Source organism: Acidovorax sp. Root217 (genome assembly GCF_001428645.1).
Lineage (GTDB): Bacteria > Pseudomonadota > Gammaproteobacteria > Burkholderiales > Burkholderiaceae_C > Acidovorax.
The window spans coordinates 126,672-143,686 of sequence record NZ_LMIH01000023.1 but is presented as its reverse complement, the minus strand read 5'-3'; the positions used below and the strand labels follow the sequence as shown (position 1 = coordinate 143,686).

At 66.7% G+C, this 17,015-nt stretch carries 16 protein-coding genes; 4 read left to right on the top strand and 12 right to left on the bottom strand.

Translation table 11 applies throughout. From position 1 onward, the window contains the following. Positions 1–9: 9 nt before the first annotated feature. Entirely contained in the window at positions 10–3,753 is a 3,744-nt protein-coding gene (gene putA, locus ASE31_RS20575) for a trifunctional transcriptional regulator/proline dehydrogenase/L-glutamate gamma-semialdehyde dehydrogenase (RefSeq protein WP_057203660.1), read from the bottom strand. 125 nt (positions 3,754–3,878) lie between these two features. Between putA and ASE31_RS20570 the strand changes: the two genes are divergently transcribed. The 3 genes from ASE31_RS20570 (at position 3,879) to rlmD (ending at position 6,271) form a co-directional block, all read left to right on the top strand. Then, a complete protein-coding gene (locus tag ASE31_RS20570; RefSeq protein WP_057203659.1) occupies positions 3,879–4,352 on the top strand; it encodes an Lrp/AsnC ligand binding domain-containing protein in 474 nt (157 codons plus the stop codon). An 84-nt stretch (positions 4,353–4,436) separates the two neighbouring features. After that, positions 4,437–4,739 carry a hypothetical protein gene (locus ASE31_RS20565; RefSeq protein ID WP_057203658.1) on the top strand — a complete coding sequence of 101 codons (303 nt, stop codon included), beginning with the start codon at positions 4,437–4,439 and terminating at the stop codon, positions 4,737–4,739. 68 nt (positions 4,740–4,807) lie between these two features. Beyond that, the gene (gene rlmD, locus ASE31_RS20560; protein ID WP_057203657.1) at positions 4,808–6,271 is read left to right on the top strand and encodes a 23S rRNA (uracil(1939)-C(5))-methyltransferase RlmD; all 1,464 of its coding nucleotides are present in this window, start codon (positions 4,808–4,810) and stop codon (positions 6,269–6,271) included. 61 nt (positions 6,272–6,332) lie between these two features. Here the strand turns inward: rlmD and ASE31_RS20555 are convergent, their stop codons facing one another. Continuing rightward, on the bottom strand, positions 6,333–6,692 hold the full coding sequence (locus ASE31_RS20555) for a hypothetical protein (RefSeq protein ID WP_057203656.1): 360 nt from the start codon (positions 6,690–6,692) through the stop codon (positions 6,333–6,335). Positions 6,693–6,800: 108 nt separating this feature from the next. Next, positions 6,801–7,496: a Bax inhibitor-1/YccA family protein gene (locus ASE31_RS20550; RefSeq protein WP_057203846.1), complete on the bottom strand. Its 696-nt coding sequence runs from the start codon at positions 7,494–7,496 to the stop codon at positions 6,801–6,803. Between the two features lie 250 nt (positions 7,497–7,746). Here ASE31_RS20550 and ASE31_RS20545 point away from each other — a divergent pair, with 250 nt between their 5' ends. Next, positions 7,747–8,154, top strand: a complete 408-nt coding sequence (locus tag ASE31_RS20545) for a heme-binding protein (protein ID WP_057203655.1) — start codon at positions 7,747–7,749, stop codon at positions 8,152–8,154. A 78-nt stretch (positions 8,155–8,232) separates the two neighbouring features. Here the strand turns inward: ASE31_RS20545 and ASE31_RS20540 are convergent, their stop codons facing one another. From ASE31_RS20540 to ASE31_RS20505, 9 genes are all read right to left on the bottom strand, one after another. Continuing rightward, a complete protein-coding gene (locus tag ASE31_RS20540) occupies positions 8,233–9,429 on the bottom strand; it encodes a fatty acid desaturase (RefSeq protein ID WP_057203654.1) in 1,197 nt (398 codons plus the stop codon). Between the two features lie 395 nt (positions 9,430–9,824). Continuing rightward, on the bottom strand, positions 9,825–10,049 hold the full coding sequence (hemP, locus tag ASE31_RS20535) for a hemin uptake protein HemP (protein WP_057203653.1): 225 nt from the start codon (positions 10,047–10,049) through the stop codon (positions 9,825–9,827). 216 nt (positions 10,050–10,265) lie between these two features. Further along, positions 10,266–10,673, bottom strand: a complete 408-nt coding sequence (locus ASE31_RS20530; RefSeq protein WP_057203652.1) for a biopolymer transporter ExbD — start codon at positions 10,671–10,673, stop codon at positions 10,266–10,268. Between the two features lie 3 nt (positions 10,674–10,676). Further along, positions 10,677–11,399, bottom strand: a complete 723-nt coding sequence (locus ASE31_RS20525) for a MotA/TolQ/ExbB proton channel family protein (RefSeq protein ID WP_057203651.1) — start codon at positions 11,397–11,399, stop codon at positions 10,677–10,679. Positions 11,400–11,414: 15 nt separating this feature from the next. Then, positions 11,415–12,110: an energy transducer TonB gene (locus ASE31_RS20520; RefSeq protein ID WP_057203650.1), complete on the bottom strand. Its 696-nt coding sequence runs from the start codon at positions 12,108–12,110 to the stop codon at positions 11,415–11,417. A 101-nt stretch (positions 12,111–12,211) separates the two neighbouring features. After that, positions 12,212–12,484: a bacterioferritin-associated ferredoxin gene (locus ASE31_RS31180; protein ID WP_082604280.1), complete on the bottom strand. Its 273-nt coding sequence runs from the start codon at positions 12,482–12,484 to the stop codon at positions 12,212–12,214. An 82-nt stretch (positions 12,485–12,566) separates the two neighbouring features. Next, positions 12,567–13,715, bottom strand: coding sequence for an alpha-hydroxy acid oxidase (locus ASE31_RS20515; protein ID WP_057203649.1), 1,149 nt, complete (start codon positions 13,713–13,715; stop codon positions 12,567–12,569). A 27-nt stretch (positions 13,716–13,742) separates the two neighbouring features. Then, entirely contained in the window at positions 13,743–14,435 is a 693-nt protein-coding gene (locus tag ASE31_RS20510) for a Fe2+-dependent dioxygenase (protein ID WP_057203648.1), read from the bottom strand. Between the two features lie 56 nt (positions 14,436–14,491). After that, on the bottom strand, positions 14,492–16,732 hold the full coding sequence (locus ASE31_RS20505; RefSeq protein ID WP_057203647.1) for a TonB-dependent siderophore receptor: 2,241 nt from the start codon (positions 16,730–16,732) through the stop codon (positions 14,492–14,494). Positions 16,733–17,015: the final 283 nt, after the last annotated feature.

The following is a 17,015-nucleotide window of genomic DNA, read 5'->3' as shown; positions in this document are numbered from 1 at the left end:
GCCTGCGCGTTAGCCGATCGTCATCAGGCTCGCATTGCCCCCGGCCGCCGCCGTGTTCACGCTCAGCGCGCGCTCGATCAGCAGGCGCTCCAGTGGCACCTCGGTGCTGCCTGGGGGCAGGGCCGTGACGGCGACGATGGGGCCTGGGCGGCGGGCGAGCTGTTCGCACACGCTGCGCAGTGCGTCGGGGCTGCCGTGGTGCAGCACGGCAGCCAGTTCGATGCCGCCGTCGGCCAGGGCATTGCCGGTGGTGCTGATGCGCGCCTGTACCTCGGCAGGGAGTGTGGTGCACAGGGCGGTGTGGGCATCGGCCCAGACGGCCTTGCCGCCGCTGGCGAGCACGGCGGCCAGTTGGGTCAGCAGTTCGTCCTGCGTGGTGGCGATGCACAGCACCGTGGCACGCGGCAGCAGGCTGTAGACGTTGCGCTCGCCCGTGGGGCCGGGCAGGGTGCGTGCGGTGCCGCTCTGGCTTTCGGCGGCAAAGCGGCGGCAGGTGGCGGCCAGGGGGGCATGGCCCTCCATCTGGGCCCAGCGCTCCAGGGCACGCAGGGGCATGAGCAGGTGGTCGCGTGCGGCCATGTCGGCGGGCACGGCGCGGTCGGCGGCGGCAAACGTGTGCGCCAGTGCGTTGGCCGGGCGCGCTGCCAGCAGGCGCAGCAGGTACAGCGGGCCGCCGGCCTTCGGGCCGGTGCCCGACAGGCCTTCGCCGCCAAAGGGCTGCACGCCCACCACGGCGCCCACCATGTTGCGGTTGACGTAGACGTTGCCGGCGTGCGCGCGGTCCACCACGCGGGCGATGGTCTCGTCGATGCGGGTGTGCACGCCCTGGGTCAGGCCATAGCCGGTGGCGTTGATCTGGTCGAGCAACTTGTCGAGGTCGTTGCGCGCACAGCGCACCAGGTGCAACACGGGGCCGAAGACCTCGCGCTGCAGCTCGCTGATGGCGTTGAGCTCGATCAGCGTGGGCGGCACGAAGGTGCCCTGCGCTGCCTCGGCCTCGTCGCTGCGGCAGTGCTGGAACACAGGGAGGCCCTTGGCCTTGAAGGCCTCGATGTGCTTGTTGATGCCGCCCTGGGCCTCGGCGTCGATCACTGGGCCCACGTCCACCGCCAGGGCTGCGGGGTTGCCCATGCGCAGCTCGCCCATGGCGCCCTTGAGCATTTCCACCACGCGGTCGGCGGCATCCTCCTGCACGCACAGCACGCGCAGGGCCGAGCAGCGCTGGCCGGCGCTGTCGAAGGCGGAGGACACGGCATCGGCCACCACCTGCTCGACCAGGGCCGAGGAGTCCACGATCATGGCGTTCTGCCCGCCGGTCTCGGCGATCAGCGGGATGGGGCGGCCCGCGGCATCGAGCCGGCCGGCGATGGTGCGCTGCAGGATACGCGCCACCTCGGTGGAGCCGGTGAACATGACGCCCATCACCCGGTCGTCACCGATCAGGCGCGCGCCCACGGTCTCGCCCTGGCCGGGCAGCAGCTGCACCGCGCCGCGCGGCACGCCGGCCTGCCACAGCAGGCGCACGGCCTCGGCGGCGACGAGTGGCGTCTGCTCGGCCGGCTTGGCCAGCACCGGGTTGCCGGCGGCCAGCGCCGCAGCCACCTGGCCCATGAAGATGGCCAGCGGAAAGTTCCAGGGGCTGATGCACGCCACCGGGCCCAGGGGAATGTGCGTGGCGTTGTCGAAGGTGCCCTCGACCTGGGCCGCGTAGTAGCGCAAAAAGTCCACGGCCTCGCGCACCTCGGCGATGGCGTTGCTGGCGCTCTTGCCGGCCTCGCGCATCAACAGGCCGATCAAGGGCTGCATGCGCTCTTCGAGCAAGTCGGCCGTGCGCTGCAGGGTGGCGGCACGCTCGGCTGGGGCGGTGGCGGCCCAGGCGGGGGCGGCCGACTGTGCGTTCTTGAGTGCCTGGTCCACGTCGCCGGCCGTGGCTTCCTGCACCTGGCCAACCACATCACGCAGGTCGGCGGGGTTGCGCACGGGGATGGTCGTGCCGGTGGGCGCATCGGTGGCGAGCAGCGGGCCGGCCTTCCATTCGTGCAGCGCGCTGGCCTGCAGCGTGGCGGTCAGCTGTGCCAGCATGGCGTCGCTGGCGATGTCGAGCCCTTGCGAGTTGGCTCGGCCGTGGCCGTACAGCGCGCCCGGCAGCGGGATGCGTGGGTGGGGCAGGGCGGCCGCGCCTTCGCGGGCGGCGGCTTCATCCACTACCTGCACGGGGCTGCGCACCAGCTCGGCCAGGGCGATGGTCTCGTCGGCGATGCGGTTCACGAAGGAGGTGTTGGCGCCGTTTTCGAGCAGGCGGCGCACCAGGTAGGCCAGCAGCGTCTCGTGCGTGCCCACCGGGGCGTAGATGCGGCAGGGGCGGCCCAGCTTGCCGGCGCTGATGGTGCCCACCACCTGCTCGTACAGCGGCTCGCCCATGCCGTGCAGGCACTGGAACTCGTACTGCCCCGCGTAGTAATTGCTGCCCGCCAGGTGGTAGATGGTGGCCAGCGTCTCGGCATTGTGCGTGGCGAACTGCGGGTACACCGCCTCGGGTGCGGCCAGCAGCCTGCGCGCGCAGGCCACGTAGGAGATGTCGGTGTGCACCTTGCGCGTGTAGACCGGGTAGTCGGCCAGGCCGTCGATCTGGGCGCGCTTGATCTCGCTGTCCCAATAGGCGCCCTTGACCAGGCGCACCATGAGGCGGCGGCGCGTGCGCCGCGCCAGGTCGATCACGAAGTCGATCACATGCGGGCAGCGCTTCTGGTAGGCCTGGATCACGAAGCCGATGCCGTTCCAGCCCGCAAGGCTGGGCTCATGGCACAGGCGCTCGAGCAGGTCGAGCGAGATCTCCAGGCGGTCGGCCTCCTCGGCGTCGATGTTGATGCCGATGTCATAGCGCTTGGCCAGCTCGGTCAGGCGCAGCACCAGGGGGTAGAGCTCGTCCATCACGCGCGCGAACTGGGCCCGGCTGTAGCGCGGGTGCAAGGCCGACAGCTTGATCGAGATGCCCGGCCCTTCGTAGATGCCGCGCCCGGCCGATGCCTTGCCGATGGCGTGGATGGCCTGCTCGTACGAGGCGTAGTAGCGCTCGGCGTCGGCCGTGGTCAGCGCCGCCTCGCCCAGCATGTCGTAGGAGTAGCGAAAGCCCTCGGCCTCCATGCGGCGGGCGTTGGTCAGGGCCTCGGCAATGGTCTCGCCAGTGACGAACTGCTCGCCCATCATGCGCATGGCCATGTCCACGCCCTTGCGGATCAGCGGCTCGCCGCCCCGGCCGATGAGCCTGCCCAGCGATGCACCCAGGCTGCCTTCGCTGTGCGTGGCCACCAGCTTGCCGGTGATCAAGAGGCCCCAGGTGGCGGCGTTGACGAACAGCGAGGGGCTCTTGCCCAGGTGCGGCTCCCACTGGCCGTTGCTGATCTTGTCGCGGATCAGCGCGTCGCGTGTGGCTGCATCGGGAATGCGCAGCAGCGCCTCGGCCAGGCACATCAGGGCCACGCCCTCCTGGGACGACAGCGAGAACTCCTGCAGCAGCCCCTGCACGATGCCGGCACGGCCGCTGGCGGCCTTGCGCTGGCGCAGGGCGCCTGCAATGCGCAGCGCCAGTTGCTCTGAAGCGGCGGCCATGTCCTGCGGCACGCGGGCCTGGGCCAGCAGCGGGGCCAGGGCCTCGGGCTCGGGCCGGCGGCAGGCAGCAGTGATGGCGGCGCGCAGCGGGCTGGTCAGGGCGGGGCGTGGGGCGAAGTCTGCAAAAGCGGCGGAATGGGTCATGGCGGGTTCTCTGGTGAGAAATTCGGGCCCGACGGCTGCGGGCCCCACTAAATGGATCATCTCTGGACTTGCGGTGAATAAATGTTCGAAAATCGGCCTATCGAACGAATGAATCACTAGAGTCAATGACCAACGATGCCGATCTGGACCGTATCGACCGCCGGATCCTGTCGATCCTGCAGGATGACGGGCGCATTGCCAACCTCAAGCTGGCCGAGGCCGTGGCCCTGTCGCCCACGGCGGTCCTGGCGCGCGTGCAGCGGCTCACGCGCGACGGCTTCATCCTGGGCTACGAGGCGCGGCTGAACCCGCTCAAGCTCGGGGCGGGCATGCTGGTCTTCGTGGAGGTGCTGCTTGACCGCACCACGCCCAACGTGTTCGACCAGTTCAAGGCGGCCGTGCAGGTGCATCCCGAGATCATGGAATGCCACATGGTGGCGGGCGGCTTCGACTACCTGCTCAAGACCCGCTCGGCCGACATGAATGCCTACCGGGTGTTCGCCGGGGCGGTGCTCTGGCAGCTGCCGGGCGTGCGCGAGACACGTACCTATGCCGTGATGGAAGAGGTCAAGCACACCAACCACCTCGTGTTGCGGTAGGCACGCGCGCAACGCCATCATTGGCGAGTGCCCTGCAAGCCCGCATAATGGGTGCAATACCCGAAAGTCGCAGGAGGAGTTCTCATGTCCGCATTCAAATTCGCCGCAGCGGCCCTGGTGGCCGCCTGTTTCAGCCAGACCGCCTCCGCCGCCTGCTACGTGGTCTACAGCCCGGCCAAGGAAATCATCTACCGTGCGCCCGAGCCGCCGGTGGACATGTCGTTCCAGGTCCATGAAGTGCTGCCCCGCGTGGCGCCTGGCAGCACGCTGGTGTTCACGCTGGACAACTATGGCTGCGACCTGCGCATCAACGAACTGCCGCGCTTCGCACCTGCCCGCATGACCGGCCCTGGCGGGCGCCGCGCGCCGCGCGCCGACCGCGGCTGAGCCATTGCATCCGCGCACCCCGTGGACGGGTGCGCAGGACGGTTCGCAGCCTCTGAGACAATCGGAGGATGAGCGAACCCAAAGAATTGTCCCCCTCGTATGAACCCGCCGAGCAGGAAGCGGGAGAACTGCCGGAAGGCTGGCTGTCCGTGCAGTCCCTGGACCTCGAAGCCCAGGGCGTGGCGCGCCGGCCCAATGGCAAGGTGGTCTTCATCGACGGCGCCCTGCCGTTCGAATACGTCACCGCCAACACCCACCGCAAGAAGAACAACTGGGAGCAGGCCAGCCTGACGGCGATCCACCGTGAGTCGTCTCAGCGCGTGCGCCCGGGCTGCCCGCATTTCGGCCTGCATGCCGGCGCCTGCGGCGGCTGCAAGATGCAGCACCTGCACGTGGGCGGGCAGGTGGCGGTCAAGCAGCGCGTGCTCGAAGACAACCTCTGGCACCTGGGCAAGGTGCGCGCCGAGATGGTGCTGCGCCCCATCGAGGGCCCCGCCTGGGGCTACCGCTACCGTGCGCGCCTGTCGGTGCGCCATGTGATCAAGAAGGGCACGGTGCTGGTGGGCTTTCACGAGCGCAAGAGCCGCTACGTGGCCGATATGCAGACCTGCCCGGTGCTGCCCCCGCATGTGGACGCCATGCTGATGCCGCTGCGCGCGCTGATCGCCTCGATGGACGCACGCGACACCTGCCCGCAGATCGAGCTGGCCTGCGGCGACAGCGTGACCGCGCTGGTGCTGCGCCACCTGGAGCCGCTGAGCGCGGACGACCTCACCCGGCTGCGCGATTTCGCCACCGCCCACCAGGTGCAATGGTGGCTGCAGCCCAAGGGCCCCGAGACCGTGAAGCTGATGGACGAGTGCGGTGAGCAGCTGTCCTATGCGCTGCCGGACTTCGGCATCACCATGCCCTTCAAGCCCACCGATTTCACGCAGGTGAACCCGCACATCAACCGCGTGCTGGTCACGCGGGCGCTGCGCCTGCTGGACGTGCAAAAGCACGAGCGCGTGATCGACTGGTTCTGCGGCCTGGGCAATTTCACGCTGCCCCTGGCCACCCAGGGCCGCGAGGTGCTGGGCATCGAGGGCAGCGAGGCGCTGGTGGCGCGCTCGCGCGAGAACTACCGGCTCAACCAGGGCCTGGTGGCCGAGGGTGGCAAGGCCCTGGCGCCCACCGATTTCGTGGCCCGCAACCTGTTCGACATGACGCCCGAGATGCTGATTGCCGATGGCTCGGCCGACAAATGGTTGGTGGACCCGCCGCGCGAAGGCGCGTTCGCGCTGGCCAGGGCGCTGGCCGACATCGAGCAATCGCGCATCGGTGCCGAGGGCGCGGCGCCGCTGCCCCCAGGTGCCGAGCACTGGACGCCACCCAAGCGCATCGTCTATGTGAGCTGCAACCCCGCCACGCTGGCGCGCGATGCGGGCCTGTTGGTGCATCTGGGTGGCTACCGCTGCACGGCGGCGGGCATGGTCAACATGTTCCCGCACACGGCCCACGTGGAGAGCATGGCGGTGTTCGAGCGGGATTGACCTGCACCGGCGGGAGGCTGGATACAAAAAAGGAGCCTGCGGGCTCCTTTCGTTTTGGTGCTCAGTTTTCCCTGGCGGCCCTCGACGCGGCGCGCGCGGACGCCTCCGGCGGCGCAGCCTTGGTGATCACCGAGGGGCTGCCGTCGATCTTGTTCTCGCGCATGTACTGGTCCATCTCCTTCCACCCGTCGAAAACCGCCGCCTTGGTGGCCTTGGGGTTGAGGGTGTAGCAGTCTTCCACCCCGCGCAGCGCATGCCGGCAGGCGCCGCCGATGGCCTTGGCGTCGGCTTCCCGCTGGATGGCGCCCACATCCGGTCCGAGGCCCGGGATCTTGTCGCACCCGGCCAGTAGCAACGCGGCTACGGACGCGGCCATGAGGCGCAGGATGGGGAGGGGGACAAAGGGGGCAGTAGAGCGCATGTGGTCTCATTATCGGCAGCTGGCCAGCGGTATTGAGGGTTGACCATTGCGAGTGGTCAACAAAAAGGCTCCCGAAGGAGCCTTTTGAGGGAACGGTGCCAAAGGAGCTCAGTCCCTTTCGCCGCCCATGATGCCCAGCAGGGCCAGCAGGCTCTGGAATACGTTGAAGATGTCCAGGTACAGGGCCAGCGTGGCGCTGATGTAGTTGGTCTCGCCGCCGTCCAGGATCTGCTTCAAGTCATACAGCATGTAGGCGCTGAAGATGCCGATGGCTGCCACCGAGATGGCCATCATGCCGACCGAGGAGCCGACGAACACGTTGATGATGGCTCCGGCCATCAGCACCAGCGCGCCCACCATGAGCCACTTGCCCATGCCCGAGAGGTCGCGCTTGATCACGCTGGCCAGGGTGGCCATCACGAAGAACACGCCTGCGGTGCCGGCAAATGCGGTCATCACCAGGTCGGTGCCGTTCTTGAAGCCCAGCACCATGCCGATCATGCGCGAGAGCATCAGGCCCATGAAGAAGGTGAAGGCCAGCAGCACGGGCACGCCGGCGGCAGAGCGCTTGGTCTTTTCGATCGCGTACATGAAGGCGAACGCGCCGCCCAGGAACACGATCAGGCCCACGCCGCCGCGCAGCGACTGCGTGATGCCCGTGGCGACGCCGATCCAGGCGCCCAGCACGGTGGGGATCATGCTCAGTGCGAGCAGCCAGTAAGTGTTGCGAAGCACCTTGTGGCGCTCTTCCTGCGAGATGCCATAGCCCGCAGAGCTCCCCAGGGTGGTGACTTGGTCATTCATCATCTTGTGTCTCTCCTTTGTGGCCTGCACGTCGCAGACTTGACAAATTCTAGGTGGTGGCGTTCCTGCAAATGGCAATACCCGCACCGGCCAACGGGCTTGCGATCTTTTCCAAGGGTGGGGCATTGCACCGGCTGGGTCAATATTCTTTCGCCCCAGGCAGTGCTTGTGGCCGCATCGGTAGCCGCTATGCTTGCCGGTTTCCATCCGGGGCCGCCCCGCGCGCCCCCTCAACCCTGGCATTGCACCCATGAAAACGAAGCACGAACTCGAACTGGCCGACGTCAAGGCCATTGCCGCCGCTGCCGAAGCCGAAGCGCTCAAGAACAACTGGGCCGTGACCATCGCCATCGTCGACGATGGTGGCCACCTGCTGTGGCTGCAGCGCCTGGATGGCGCAGCCGCCGTGTCTTCGCACATCGCCCCCTCCAAGGCCCGCACGGCCGCGCTGGGCCGCCGCGACAGCAAGGTCTATGAGGACATCGTGAACGGCGGGCGCACCGCCTTCCTGAGCGCCCCGACCATCGACGGCCTGCTCGAAGGCGGCGTGGCCATCCTCAAGGACGGCCAGTGCCTGGGCGCCGTGGGCGTGAGCGGCGTGAAGTCAACCGAAGACGCGCAGGTCGCGCGCGCCGGTATCGCCGCCATCGGCCTGTGAACTGCAGCATGCCCTGCGGCATGCGCCCATGAAAAAACCGGCCGAGGCCGGTTTTTTTCGTTGGAGCTGCGAGCTGGCTCAGGCAGTTGCGTCCGCCATTGGGTGGGGCATGGCATGGCCGTTGTCGACGGGCGCTGCCGGCGCAGGCAACGGGCTGGCCACGGTGGGCCGGCGCACGGGGTGGCGCAGTGCGACCAGGCCCTTTTGCTCCAGGTCGATGCGCGGGGCGCTGGGCTGGCCCTTGAAATCGAGCCACTGGTGGTTCTCGTAGTCGTAGAGCTTGCAGGTGCGCATGGTGCGCAGCAGGGTGCGTGCCGAGGCTTGCTCGATCACCAACTTGTGGCCCACCAGCTCGTTCATGCGCTTTTGCGCGGCCAGCAGGTGGTATGAGGGGATGCCGGCGTGCGCGTGGTGCGCGGCGTGGTTGTAGACGTTGTTGACCACCTTGGAGATCCAGTCGGGCAGCACCCAGACCACCGAGCACACCTCGGGGCTGTGGCGGTTGTGGCGCAGGTCGTCGCTCTTGAACCAGGGGATGTTGGGGTGGGTGTGCATGATGTACAGCGAGGTGCTGCTCAGGAACATCAGCGTGAACAGCGGCAGCACCCAGCCCAGCAGCACGGCCTGCAGGGCCGTGACGGGGGCGAAGGCGGGCGAGCACAGCAGCAAGGCCAGATAGCTGCCGTGGTAGGCCAGCAGCAGGGCAGAGTACCTGCGCGACTCGGCTACCTGGTCCTTGGGCGTGCGCACGTTGGGGTACACGCGGGTCGGGAACCAGTGGATCGCGAAGTACAGCCACAGGCCGATGCCCAGGGGCGCGCGGTAGATGTGCTCCAGCACCTTCCTGTGCCAGGGCAGCGCGTCGTAGCCAGCCTTGGAGTAGGGCGTGTAGTAGTCGAAGTGGTCGCCGTTGGTGTAGGGGTGGTGCACCTTGTTGTGGTCGTGCGACCACATGCGGTAGTTGTGCGTGGCGGGCACGCCGGCCACGAGCGCCAGCACCCAGTTCAGCCGTTTGGAGCGCGCCAGCGTGCCGTGCGCTGCATCGTGCGCCAGGGTGTAGAACGAGGACAGGCGCACGCCCGCCATCAACGCGGCCACCACCTTGAGCCACATCGGCTCGGCCAGCAGCACGGTGGCGATGAAGGCCCAGTACAGCACATGGTCGCGCAGTACCAGGATCACGCCCTTGCGGTCGCTGGGATTGGCGAAGGCCGAGAGCTCCTGGAGCAACTGGGCTTTGGAAATCTCGGGCCGGGCGGCGGTGGGCTGGGTCATGGGCGGTGCACTGGGTGGGCGGATGGCCCCTTGTGCGTCACGCCGGTGGCGTGTGGGTGGCCGCCAGATGGGATCTCTGTGGCGTGCGCGCAAAGGGGAGAAACGTCAAGAAGTGTTTCACACAGGACCCCGGATCCCGCGCCGGAACAGCAGGGTGAAATCCGCCCATTTCGGGCATTTGCCGGCAAGGATGCGCGGTGTCCCAAAAGAAAACGGCCCCGAAGGGCCGTTGGATGGGCGAGGGCCGTAGCGACGGCTGGCTCTGCCTTAAGAAGCTCCCGTGGAAAAAAGGCCTGGCTACGCGGGACAATCTGGCCCGTTGGCTGGCAAAAACGACCCTTGCGGACTGGAAGCCCGGGAGTCGCCCCACGATGAAACCCGTTGATGGAATGTTCTTACTTGGTGAGGATCAGCTTTCCAAGCTTGGTGGCCTGCAGCCGGTATACCGAGCCGTTGTGGCTGATGGCCACGGCCTTCTGGCCCTGCAGCAGATCGTTGCTGTCCACGGCGGCCGCTCCATCCACTGCGGCAGCGCTGCGCAATGCGGCGGCCTGCTGCGGCTGCAGAGAGTCTGCAGAGGCGGGGCGCATGAGCGTGGCGGCAGTAAGGGTCGCTTGCATGGAAGGGTTCCTGGTACGTTGAATGGTGTACGGTTTGCTAATGATAGTGATTCGCAATTACTGGTCAAGTGATTTCGCACATTGAACGGTATGAATCCTGGTTGGTGCCCGGATCGGGGTGAACCACTGCGGCTTGTGCGCCACAGGCACCAAGCAAAACAGGCCCGAAGGCCTGTTGTTGCGTGGCAGAGGACTGCGCCTTGCGGGTGCAGGGCATCACTGCGGATCGGTCACGAAGCCGATCTTGCGCACGCCGGCGCGCTGGGCGCTGGCCATGGCCTGGGCCACGCGTTCGTAGCGCACTTCCTTGTCGCCCTGGATGTGCAGATCCGGCTGGGGCTGCTTGGCTCCTTCGGCCTGCAGACGGGACTGCAATTCCTCGTCGCTCACCTGCGAGCCGTTCCAGTAGTACTTCCCGTCGGCCGCCACGGACAGGCGCACGGTTTCGGGCTTGATGTTCTCGGGCTGGTTGGTGGCGCGCGGCAGGTCCACGTTCACCGAGTGCTTCATGACGGGCACGGTGATGATGAAGATGATGAGCAGCACCAGCATGACGTCCACCAGCGGCGTCATGTTGATCTCGTTCATCACGTCATCGGCGTCGTCTTGCGTTCCGAAGGCCATGGCTTAGCCGCCTTTCTTCATGGGCAGCACCTTGCCCTGCTCGCCGCCGCCAGCGGACACGCGGGCGCCGGTGACGAAGTAGGCATGCAGGTCGTGCGCAAAGCTGTTGAGGCCGCCCAGGATGGACTTGTTGCCGCGCACCAGCGCGTTGTAGCCCAGCACGGCGGGGATGGCCACGGCCAGGCCCAGGGCAGTCATGATCAGCGCTTCACCGATGGGGCCGGCCACCTTGTCGATGGTGGACTGGCCCGAGGTGCCGATGGCCAGCAGGGCGTGGTAGATGCCCCAGACGGTGCCGAACAGGCCAATGAAGGGGGCGGTGGAGCCGACCGAGGCCAGGATGGCCAGGCCCGATTGCAGGCGTGCGGTGAACTCGTCGATGCAGTTGCGCAGGCAGCGCGTGACCCAGTCGCTCACGTCCAGGCTGTCGTGCAGGTGGGCCTTGGTGTTGCGGTGGTGGGCCGTGGCTTCGCGGCCTTCCAGTGCCAGGTGGCGAAACGGGTTGGTGTTGTCCTGGCCCAGCTTGGTCAGGCCGGCGGCAAAGTCTTCGCTGTGCCAGAAGTCCTGGGCAGAGCGCGTGTGCTTCTTGAACTTGATGATGTCCAGGGCCTTGATGATGATGACGATCCACGAGGCGAGGGACATGCCCAGCAGCAGCACGGCCACTGCGCGGGTGACAAAGTCACCCTGGATCCAGACGTTGGCGATGCCGAATTGCGATTCCATGAGAACTCCTGATGATTATTCGAGAACAAAATTGACGGGCTGCATGTACCACATGGCTTCAGGCACTCCATTGCGTTTGCCTGGCACAAAGCGCCAGCGCGTAACCGCTTCCTGGGCCTGGCGGTCCAGCCGGTCATAGCCGCTGGACTTGTTGATCTCTACCTTCTGCGGCACGCCGTCGGTGCCGATGAGCACGCGCAGGATGACCTTGCCCTGCTCGCCCATGCGCTTGCTGATGGCAGGGTAGCTGGGGGAGGGGTTGTTCAGGTGGGCCGCGTCGCTCGACGGCAGCTCGATCTTGGGTGGGGCGGGAGGGGCGGGCGGTGCCGGTGGCGGCGCCTGAACGGCCACGGGCGCCTCGATGGGCGGGGCAGGCGGCTGCGGTGTGGTCACGCCCGTGGGGGCATTGGGCGCGGGCGTCGGGTCGGCAATGGCCAGGGGCATGGGGGCCGGGCGCGGGGCCTTCACCTGCGGGGCGGGCCTGGGTGGCGGCGGCACCGGTGGCTTGGGCGTCGGCGGCTCTATCTTGGGGGCCGGCGGTGCGATGAATTCGCTGAGCAGCTCTGCCGGCACGATGACTTCTGCCGCGCGGCGCAGCAGGCCCGACTGCAGTGCCCAGATCCCGGCCACGTGCAGCAGCACGACGGAACCTACGATCACGGTATTGCGGCTGACGCCCCCGGGAGGGGCAAAACGATCAGGGTGAGACATAAGTGTGATGGCAACTGCCGCCGCTTGCACGGCAAACGGCACAGGCCTGAGAGACCTTGATTATTTACGGAAGATCCACCAGGCCGAGCCTGCGACGAGGATCAGGCTGCCGGCGAGTGTCGAGAGGAGTTCCATGCCCTGCTTTCCATGATGGAGCTGGCAAGCTGGATCGTCTGGGGCGCTGCCTCGTTGTGCAGGGCGGCGACCGGACTCGATGCACTGCACTGGGCCACCACGTCGCGGGCGCAGCTTTCGCAGCATCCGCATTGGGTGGCGACGCCCAGTTCGAACTGGATTTCATCAAAGCTCATGCCTGCACGGGCGTGGCGGGCGATCTCGCGGTCAGAAATCCGGCGGCAAACACAGACGATCATGGCGGCAGGCAGTGGTGGCTGGCTGGTAGAAGATGAGTGATTATAAATGCGAATTTTTCGCATTTGCAATAAATCAATTCTGTCAGGAGGGGAAAAACCGATAGTCCGCCTCGAGATCGGCTCCCAGCAAGGCCGGCGAGGCGTCGGCCAGCGTGGCGCAGCCGGTGAGCGCCATGGCGATTTCCAGCTCATCGCGCAGCAGGCGCAGCACATGCGCCACCCCGGCAGCGCCCGCGTTGGCCAGGCCCCACACCACGGGGCGGCCCACCAGCACCGCAGATGCGCCCAGTGCCATGGCCTTGAGCACATCGGTTCCCCGGCGGATGCCGCCGTCCACCAGCACCGGCAGAGCCCCATGCACCGCCTGCACGATGCGCGGCAGCGCGGTGGCCGTGGCGGGGGCGGTGTCGAGCGTGCGACCGCCATGGTTGGACACCACCAAGCCCGCCACCTGGAGGCTGGCGGCCTGGTGGGCGTCTGCCGGGTGCAGCACGCCCTTGAGCAGCACCGGCAGGCGGGTGATGGACTGCAGCCAGGCCACGTCGTCCCAGGTGGGTGCCTGGTGCAGCAGGGCATCGAACAGGGCGCTCTGGCCGGGCTGCAGCGCCACGGGCGGCGCTGGCGGCATCTGGGCCAGGTTCACGGCGTCGATGCCGGGCGGCAGGCGAAAGCCCGCCCGGCGCTCGCGGTCGCGCGCGCCGCTGGACGGCGCATCCACGGTGAGCACCAGGGCCTCGTAGCCGGCGGCTTCGGCACGCTCCACCAGGGCGCGGGTGAATCCCCGGTCGTGCTGCAGGTACAGCTGGAACCACAGGGGCCCGCGCCCGGCATCGTTCAGCACGGCCTGGGCAATGGTTTCCAGCGGCAGCGTGGCCTGGGTGCTGAGCACCAGCCCGGCGCCCATCGCCGCAGCCGCGTAGGCGGTGGCCAGCTCGCCATCGCCATGGGCCATGCGCTGAAAGGCCACGGGCGCCAGCAGCACCGGGTGGGCCAGCGTGCGGCCGAGCAGCTCAATGCGCGTGTGGCCGCCAGCCAGGGGGCGCAGCACGCGCGGCCACAGGGTCAGGGCGTCCCAGGCGCTGCGGTTGGCGCGCAGGCTGATTTCGTCGGCCGCGCCACCGGCAAAGTAGGCCCAGGCGTTGTCGTCCAGGTGCTGCCTGGCTTGCTGCTCGTGATCCGCCAAGCTGGCGATGCCAGGGGGAAGCTGTTGGCGTGATGGAACGTAGGTCATGAAGTGACAGAAGAACCTGGCGTCAGGTCACACATCGGACCACATGCGCAGCAGATTGTGGTACGTGCCCGACAGGGTGATCACCGAAGGGTGGGTTTCGCCCACGCTCTGTCTGAGCCGCAGCAGCGCCATGTCCATGTCGAACAGCAATTGCCGCTGCTCCAGGCCGCGCACCATGCTTTCCACCCAGAAGAAACTGCTGATGCGATGGCCGCGGGTGACGGGCAACACCTGGTGCACGGTGCTGCCGGGGTACATGACCATGTCGCCAGCCGGCATCTTGATGCGTTTTTCACCCCAGGCCTCGGTGGCCACGAGTTCGCCGCCTTCGTACTCGTCCGGCGGCGTCAGGAACAGCGTGCACGACAGGTCGCTGCGCATCCACGCGTTGTCGGCCCTGGAGTGCATGACGGCGCTGTCCACATGGTCGCCATAGTAGTTGGCACCGTCTGCGTAGTGGTTGAACAGAGGGTTGTAAATGCGCCGAGGCAGGGCGGCTGAAAAAAACAATGCGTTGCGGGCGAGCGCCGCCTTGACCAGGCCCTGCAGCTCGCCCGAGAGCTCGCTGCCCTGCGAAAGCTGCAGATTGTTCTTCTGGTGCACGGCTTGGCCGCCCGCGCTGCGGGCTCCATCCACCCACGGGGTGTCGGGTGCCCAGAGCTTTTGCCGAAAGAGCGCGATTTCTTCGGCCGTCAGTACATTCTTGATGTGCAGGAACATGGGGCCTGATTGTGACTCCGCCCCGGTGAAGGGGGCGGAGCCATCTCGTCACATCATCAGAAGCGCGTCTTCAGCGTCATCTGCACGGAGCGTGGCACGCCTGGCGTGTAGAAGCCGCGGTACAGGCCGTCCGCATAGGTGCGGTCAAACACGTTGTTTACGTTCAGCTTCAGCGAGGTCTTGTCGTCGAAGGCGTATTCGACCATGGCATCCATTACCGCAAAGCCGCTGGCGTACACCGCGCGCGAGCCTTCGGGGTTCTGCTTGCCGCGGTAGGTCAGGCCTGCACCCAGGCGCAGCTTGGCGGTGAGGGCATAGGTCGTCCACACGCTGCCGCTGTGCTTGGGCGTGAGGCCGGGGCGGTCGCCCTGTACCTGCGCGCCGCCACCATTGGCTGCCAGCGCCACGTTGCTTTGGTCGATCTTGGCCGAAGGAATCCAGGTGTGGTTGGCGAACAGCTCCCACTGGGGTGTCAGGCGGCCCGCCAGATTGAACTCCATGCCGGTAGCGTGGCGCTTGCCGGACAGCAGCTCCTGCTGGGCTGCGGTATCGGGGTCGGTGTTGCGCTCGTTGTACTTCTGGCTATAGAAGGCGGCGACACCCAGCAGCGCGCGGCGCTCGAACAGTTCGAACTTGCTGCCGATCTCGAAGTTGCGGCTCTTCTCAGGCGGGGTGTTGGCCGTGCGGGCGGTGCCGTTGCCGGGGTTGCCGAACTGGTAGGTGTCGCCCGAGGTGTTGTACGACGTGCCGAACGATGCGTAGTACGAAGCCAGCTCGTTGGGCTGGAACACCAGGCCTAAGCGGGGGCTGAACAGGCTGTCGGAGCGGGAGTTGCTCAGGGCCCCGGTCGCGTTGTTGTAAGACGCCTTGAAGTCGTCATAGCGCAGGCCGGCCACCAGCTTCAGCGTGTCGTTGAGCGAAACCGTGTCCTGGAAGTACAGGCCCAGGTTGCGCGAGGCGAAGGTGTTCCACTGCAGCGGTGCGCGGCCATCGGCCACCCAGGCGCCATCGTTGGGTGAACCCACGGTGGTGTTCGGACGTGGCGTGGTGTTGGCGTAGTTCTGATTGCGCTTGGCATCGTCGTCGTAGTAGTCCACGCCGGCCAGTACCGCGTGCTTGCGGCCACCCCAGTTGAAGGTGTTGTTGTAGTCGCTTTGCACCTGCAGCACTTCGCTTTCGCCCAGGCGGCCCTTGGAGCCACGGGTCAGCACGGTGTCGCCGTTGATCTGGTCCAGCGTGAGGGCGCCGTTCTGGAAACCGATGGTGCTGGCCAGCAGGTCGCGCTCGTACTTGCCGTAGCGCAGGCGCGTGGTCAGCTCGCCGTTGTCGTCAAAACGGTGGATGTGTCCCAGCGTGACGTACTGCGAAGAAGTGTTGTTGTGGTCGCTGGCCAGGCCGTAGTAGTTGCGCGCCTCCAGGGGCGTGTTGATCTTGCCGTCGACCAGGCGCCAGGGGTGGTTGTACAGCGGGCGGCCTTTGGATTCGAAATAGTACAGCCCGATCGAGAACTCGTCGCGTGTACCGATACCCCAGGCGAAAGTGGGCGCAATGCCACGTTTGTCCTGCTTGGCGCCGTAGTTGTCGTACTCCTGCACCATGGCGTTCAGGCGGAAGGCCGCGTTCTCGCCGGTCTTGAAGTTGAAGTCGCCCGTGGCGCGGTGGTATTGGCCGGTGCCGAAGGTGTAGGCAGCCTCGTGCTGGTCGATCAGCAGCGGGTACTTGTTCACCTGGTTGACCACGCCGCCGGTCGATCCCTTGCCGAACAGCATCGAGGCAGAGCCCTTGAGCACTTCGATGCGATCGTTGTTGAACGTGTCGCGCTCGATCAGCGGTGCGTCCTTCATGCCGTCCACATAAATGTCGCCGGCCTGTCCCAGGGAGAAGCCGCGCAGGCGCACGTCTTCCTCGCCTGTTTCGCCGGACAGGAAGGTCACGCCTGCGGTGGTGCGCAGCACCTCGCGGAAGTCGTCCTGGTTGCGGTCGTTCATGAGCTTTTCGGTGAACACCGTCACGGACTGGGGAATGTCCTTGATGTCCTGGTTGCCCTTGCCGACCGTGGTCTTCTTGAGCAGCAGGGTGTCCTTGCCTTGCACTTCGGCAGCTTCCTTGACCGTCACCGTGCCCAGGGTGGGCGCGGCGGTCTGCGCCCAGCTGCTCACCGATGCGGCCAGCATGAGGGCGCCCAGGGGCAGAAGGCCCTTGTCGGACGTGAAGGAGGTGGTGGCTGCAGCGGTGTGTGCAGCGGCGGCGGCGCGCGCAGCAGGCTGCGCTGCACGGCGGATGTTTTTCTTGGCCAAGGTGGCTTCTCCAACGGAACAAAAGGGTCGCTGCGGGGCCCGCGGCGGGGGTGTTCAGAAGCAGTGGCTGGCAGGCGGCGTGCAGGGCAGGAGTTCTGCAAAGGGTGCAGTGGCTGGCAACGGCAGATCGCGTGCGTGGCTGTGCTTCAGGGCGTCGGAATATTAATCTTATTGCGTATTATTCATATTCACAGTGTTGCTTCTTTGCAACGATCCTGAATGGCTTTCGCGAAAATGACGCAAAAAAGCCGGCGCGAGGCCGGCTTTTCAGAGAGTGCGGGGT